Origin of the sequence: Finegoldia sp., from assembly GCF_046991905.1 — a bacterium.
GTDB lineage: Bacteria > Bacillota > Clostridia > Tissierellales > Peptoniphilaceae > Finegoldia.
In genome coordinates this window covers 1-5108 of the sequence record NZ_JBKWZF010000069.1, presented here as the reverse complement: position 1 = coordinate 5108, position 5108 = coordinate 1, and the positions used below count along the sequence as shown (strand labels likewise).

Genomic DNA, 5108 nt, shown 5'->3' with positions numbered 1-5108 from the left:
AGATATGCCTGAAAGACCAATTTTTATAAAAGTTGATAGAGATAAGTATGAGAGGATAATAAATAATCTACTACAAAATGCAATAAGTCACAGTAAAGCTTCTAAGCTATACATTAGTATTTCTAACAATAATAGAAGAGTATTTATTTCTATAAAAGATAATGGAATAGGTATTTCTGATACTAATTTACCATATATTTTTGACCGTCTCTATAAATGCGATGCAGGAAGAAGTAGAAAAGGAAGTGGACTTGGACTTGCTATTGTAAAGCAAATGGTTGAAGTTATGCAAGGAGAAATAACGGTAGAAAGTAAAGAAGGAGAATTTACAAATTTCATAATTCAATTTAATACGACACCGAATAGATATAAATAAAATTTTAGTTCTTGTTTTTACAAGGACTTTTTTATTGCAAGGTTAATGCAAGGTTAGTGTCAGGTTAATGCAAGGATGATGATTTATAATGTAATTATAAATAAAAGGAGGTAAATCTAGTGAGTGATTACATTATAGAAACTAAAAATCTGACAAAAATTTATGGGGAACAAAAGAGTGTTGATAATCTAAACATCCATGTCAAAAAAGGAAGAATATATGGACTTTTAGGGAGGAATGGTGCAGGTAAAACTACAACAATGAAGATGCTTTTATCTTTAACTGAACCGTCTAGTGGAAATGTTTATGTTTTTGGAAAACCACTTAAAGGAAATGAAAAAAAGACTCTTCCACGAATAGGAAGTTTAATTGAATCACCAGGGTTTTATCCTAATTTAACTGCTACGGAAAATTTGCGTATTTTTGAGACACTAAGAGGCGTGCCAAATCGCAATGCTATTAAGAATTCGTTGGATTTAGTAGGGCTACCATATAATGACAAAAAACTATTTTCCGAGTATTCATTGGGAATGAAACAAAGGCTTGCAATTGCTCTTGCAATTATGCATGATCCAGAAATCCTAATACTTGATGAGCCCATTAATGGATTAGATCCAATTGGTATTGCAGAAATACGCTCATTTATTTTAGATCTTTGTAAAAAAAGAGGAAAAACAATATTAATATCAAGTCATATATTATCTGAAATACAGCTTTTGGCAGATGATGTAGGAATTATCGACAAAGGCATATTATTAGAAGAATCTAGTCTTGAAGATTTAGAAAAAAAGAGTAATAAGCATACACGTTTCATTGTTTCTAATGCACCACAAGCAGCAAGAATTTTAGAGCAAACATTTGGAGAAACAGAGTTTGATGTTGAAAATAATAATAAATTAAAATTATATAATCTTGAATTACCTATTGAAAAGATAATAACTTCATTTGTGAAAAATGATATTGAAGTATCGGAAGCACACACATATGAAGAAAACCTTGAAGACTACTTCAAGCGTGTGACAGGTGGTGAAGGAATTGCTTGATTTGATTAAGTGTGAGTTTTGGAAATTAAAAAGGAAAAAGTTCATTTTATTTGTGGTTATATCAGCTTTTTTATTTCCAGTTCCTTTAACTTATTTAATGACTACGCCCAATATGCTAGAACAATATGCTGATAAAAAAGATGCTTTTGATGGACTATTTAATATGGTTTTAGGATATGGAGTACAATTTTTGTTACCTTGTATTATAGGTGTGATAGCTGCTATTTTATTTTTTATGGAAAGAGATAATGATACATTTAAAAATTTAAGGACAATTCCCGTAACAAGTACACAAATGATACTTGCTAAGATTATTGTATTATTTATTTTTGGAGCAATTTTTTGTGTCGCATCTACATTTGCAACATTTATATGTGGAAGCTTTACTACAGAAATATATGGTATTGGATATAAATTGTTGTTAGCACTTGAAACAGGAATTTTTATTACAGCTGGAACATTACCCCTTATTGTACTAGTAGTTTTTTTCAGTAAAAGTTATATATTTTCTGTTTTGATTTGTATTTTTTACAGTGTACTAAATATGAGTGCTACAGCTTTATATGATACTTTACCAAAGATGATTTTGTGGACTCTTCCTACTCCTTTAACTACATTCTGGGGTGCGGGAGATATGGCAGCACATGGAATCAAAATGAACTTGGAAGAATTGACAGGCTTAATCCCTTCAACATCTCAAGTAGTTTTGATTTTAAGTATTACAGCAATACTATCATTTATACTTATAGATTATTTATATAAGAAGAGGGGGGAATAGAGATGCGTCGTATTCTAAAAGCTGAATTAATAAAACTAAAAAGATACAATATTATATGGGCAGGAATTATACTAATGCTTCTTTCGGTTGTATTGACATTGTTCACATCAATGGCAAATGATGGATCTACATGGGACTTTACTTATTTAATTGAACAGGTAATCAAGAATAATATGTCCACTATTTTCCCTATGTGTATTACGTTAATTGCAGGATATATTATAGCAAGAGAGCAAAAAGACGATACATTAAAAAATATAAAAGTAGTTCCCATTTCTTATCGAAAATTGTTATTTGGGAAACTATTAGTTTGTGGCTTAATTGCTATTTTTTTAGGTATTGTTTGTACATTGTTTACAGTAATTGCAGAAATTTTAGTTAAATTTCCAGGCTTTTCTATGCAACTAGTAGGACAAGCATTAATACAGATTACATTAAATTGCCTATTTTTATATATAGCAGTATTGCCAGTTATTATTTTAACCAGTAGATTGTCTAATGGTTATATGATAGGAGCTATTCTATCTTTCGTATATGGTTATGGAGGAATGTTTGCAGTAGGTAGTATGACTTTGGCAAATATGTATCCTATTACCGCAAGTCTTGGACTAATAAATTATCGAAGTTATGATAGTGCAGTTAATTGGAGTAAGAGTATTTGTATTATTAGTTTAGTATCCATAATAATTTTATCAACTATTCTGTTGATTAATTCTAAAGAAGGTGAATGGAGTAAAAGAGAGAAGAAGAAACAATCATTAAAGAAAGGATGGTGATCTAGTGAAAAGTAATAATTATTGTTTAAAAAAGATAGATGTAAAGGAACCATGTGAGTAAAGGTTATTGATATTTTCAAATTCTATATTAGACAATAAATGTAGAGCGACAAATTAGAATTATAGGGAGAGTGAAAGAAGTGAACATCAAAGAAGAATTATTGGCATTGCAGGATATTTCATACGCTGATTTTCAAGCGAAATTGACACCAAATATTCCGAGAGATCTATTTATAGGGGTTAGAGTTCCAGAGGCTAGAAAGCTTGCTAAAAGAATTATAGGAGATCCGGAAACATCAAAATTTCTAAGAGATTTACCCCATAGATATTATGATGAAAATATGCTGCACGGACTCCTGATTTCTGAAATGAAAGACTATGATGCCTGTATTGAGGCAGTCGATGAATTTCTGCCTTATGTAGATAATTGGGCTGTTTGTGACATTATGTCTCCAAAGATTTTCAAAAAAAATAAAAAAGCACTTTTGGAAAAAATTAAAGAATGGTCCAAATCGGAAGAAGAATATACTTGCCGTTTTGGTCTTGAGATGTTAATGTCTCACTTTCTTGATGATGACTTTAAACCTGAGTATTTGGAGATACCTCTTTCTGTTAATAACGATGAGTATTACGTTAAGATGATGATTGCATGGTTCTTTGCAACGGCTTTGGCAAAAGAGTGGGATGCAACCATAAAACACATTGAAGATCAGCGCCTAGACACATGGACTCATAATAAGGCAATACAGAAAGCACGTGAAAGTAAGCGCATTACACCGAAACAAAAAGAATATTTAAAGTCACTTAAAGGATGATGTAATTTAGTTAATATTGAACTTTAACTTACACCTCCTAGGATATATTTTTTGCATTTTTTACCATGCAATTAGTTTTAGAACTCACATCTTGATGTATGCTATCATTAGGTTGGTCTAAATAAATATTAAAATTGTTGTGTGTTCGACAAGAAAACAGGAAATTGAAGTTTTGCTAGTAAAGTAAGATGATAATGGGAATGTTAAAACGCTAATTTAAAAATATGTCCGATATGGAATTATTTCTAAATAGATTTGAATTATATGACCTTATTCTTCATAATATACTTAGATTAAGTTCCAAATTTGTTAAACAAGGAAAGTTTAGACTTATAATGAATAGCTTAACTTATTCGTTATGGATATATTCCCACATACGAGGATTTTAAAAAGTTTCAAAATTTATCCATACCGACCACTCAAGCCATGTGGAAGCTATAGCGTTTATACAAAAGATGTAAATATAGAAATCCTGCATTTTAAGCAGTTTTATAAGCGTTTTGTCTTCGATAAATATGAAGAAGGATACTTCAAAAAGACCAAAAAAAATAACATGAACGTAAGAGTAGTTTTACAACTGGTATTAGGAGACACAAAGAAAAATATAATAAGATAAAACCCATTTTATACTTTCTACAAGAGTAGCTTAAATAAGGCTGCTCTTTTAATTTGAAGAAGGAGAGGTAGAAAGAATAATGGGATTTTTAGAAGAATTAGAAATGCTAAATTTATCGATAAGAAGTTTTTGGAGGACTTTGATAAGAGTAAATATAGCCTAGAGTTAAATAAGAAGTTTGAATACTTAGAAACCTTAAAATTTGTAGATAACAAAGAAAATATTATCTTAATAGGCACTCCTGGGTGTGGTAAAACCCATTATGCAACTGCTCTAGGTATTAAGGCGTGTATTGTTGGAAAGAATGTACTATTTACCTCAGTTCCTAATTTAGTAATTGAACTACAGGAGGCTATGAGTAAAAATCAAATTACTAGCTACAAGAAGAAATTTGAAAAATATGACTTGGTAATCTTATATGAGTTAGGTTATGTTTCATTTGATAAGATAGGATGTGATATTCTTTTTAATTTCTTATCATCTAGAAACGATAAGGTTTCAATAATTTTAATAACTAATTTAAACTTTGAAATATGGGAGGAGGTTTTTAAAAATCCTATGCTAACCAGCCATAGTTGATAGACTTGCTCATAGGACACATATTATGGATATGTATAGGGAAAAAAGTTATAGGATGGAAGATACAGTGGAGTGGTTAAAGAATATATGAAGTATATGTAAAACGCCTTTCCCTAGGGAGAGGG

The 5108-nt window shown here is 30.4% G+C and carries 6 protein-coding genes; all 6 read left to right on the top strand.

The annotated features are described in order from the left end of the window. The coding region (locus tag ACLUJM_RS12140) for a sensor histidine kinase (RefSeq protein WP_412412916.1) at window positions 1-376 on the top strand (376 nt) is incomplete at its 5' end. Window positions 377-495: 119 nt separating this feature from the next. Next, complete coding sequence (locus ACLUJM_RS12135; RefSeq protein WP_412412915.1) at window positions 496-1419, top strand: ABC transporter ATP-binding protein; 924 nt, start codon at window positions 496-498, stop codon at window positions 1417-1419. After that, window positions 1412-2197, top strand: a complete 786-nt coding sequence (locus tag ACLUJM_RS12130) for an ABC transporter permease (protein ID WP_412412914.1) — start codon at window positions 1412-1414, stop codon at window positions 2195-2197. The genes ACLUJM_RS12135 and ACLUJM_RS12130 overlap by 8 nt, the downstream gene beginning before the upstream one ends. A 2-nt stretch (window positions 2198-2199) precedes the next feature. After that, entirely contained in the window at window positions 2200-2973 is a 774-nt protein-coding gene (locus tag ACLUJM_RS12125; RefSeq protein WP_412412913.1) for an ABC transporter permease, read from the top strand. 140 nt (window positions 2974-3113) lie between these two features. Next, window positions 3114-3788: a DNA alkylation repair protein gene (locus ACLUJM_RS12120; protein ID WP_412412912.1), complete on the top strand. Its 675-nt coding sequence runs from the start codon at window positions 3114-3116 to the stop codon at window positions 3786-3788. Between the two features lie 700 nt (window positions 3789-4488). After that, on the top strand, window positions 4489-4983 hold the full coding sequence (locus ACLUJM_RS12115) for an ATP-binding protein (protein ID WP_412412919.1): 495 nt from the start codon (window positions 4489-4491) through the stop codon (window positions 4981-4983). Window positions 4984-5108 lie beyond the last annotated feature (125 nt).

Coding starts and splice junctions, on each gene's coding strand:
- ACLUJM_RS12125 (WP_412412913.1), top strand. CDS start 2,200: ATGCGTCGTATTCTAAAAGCTGAATTAATAAAACTAAAAAGATACAAT.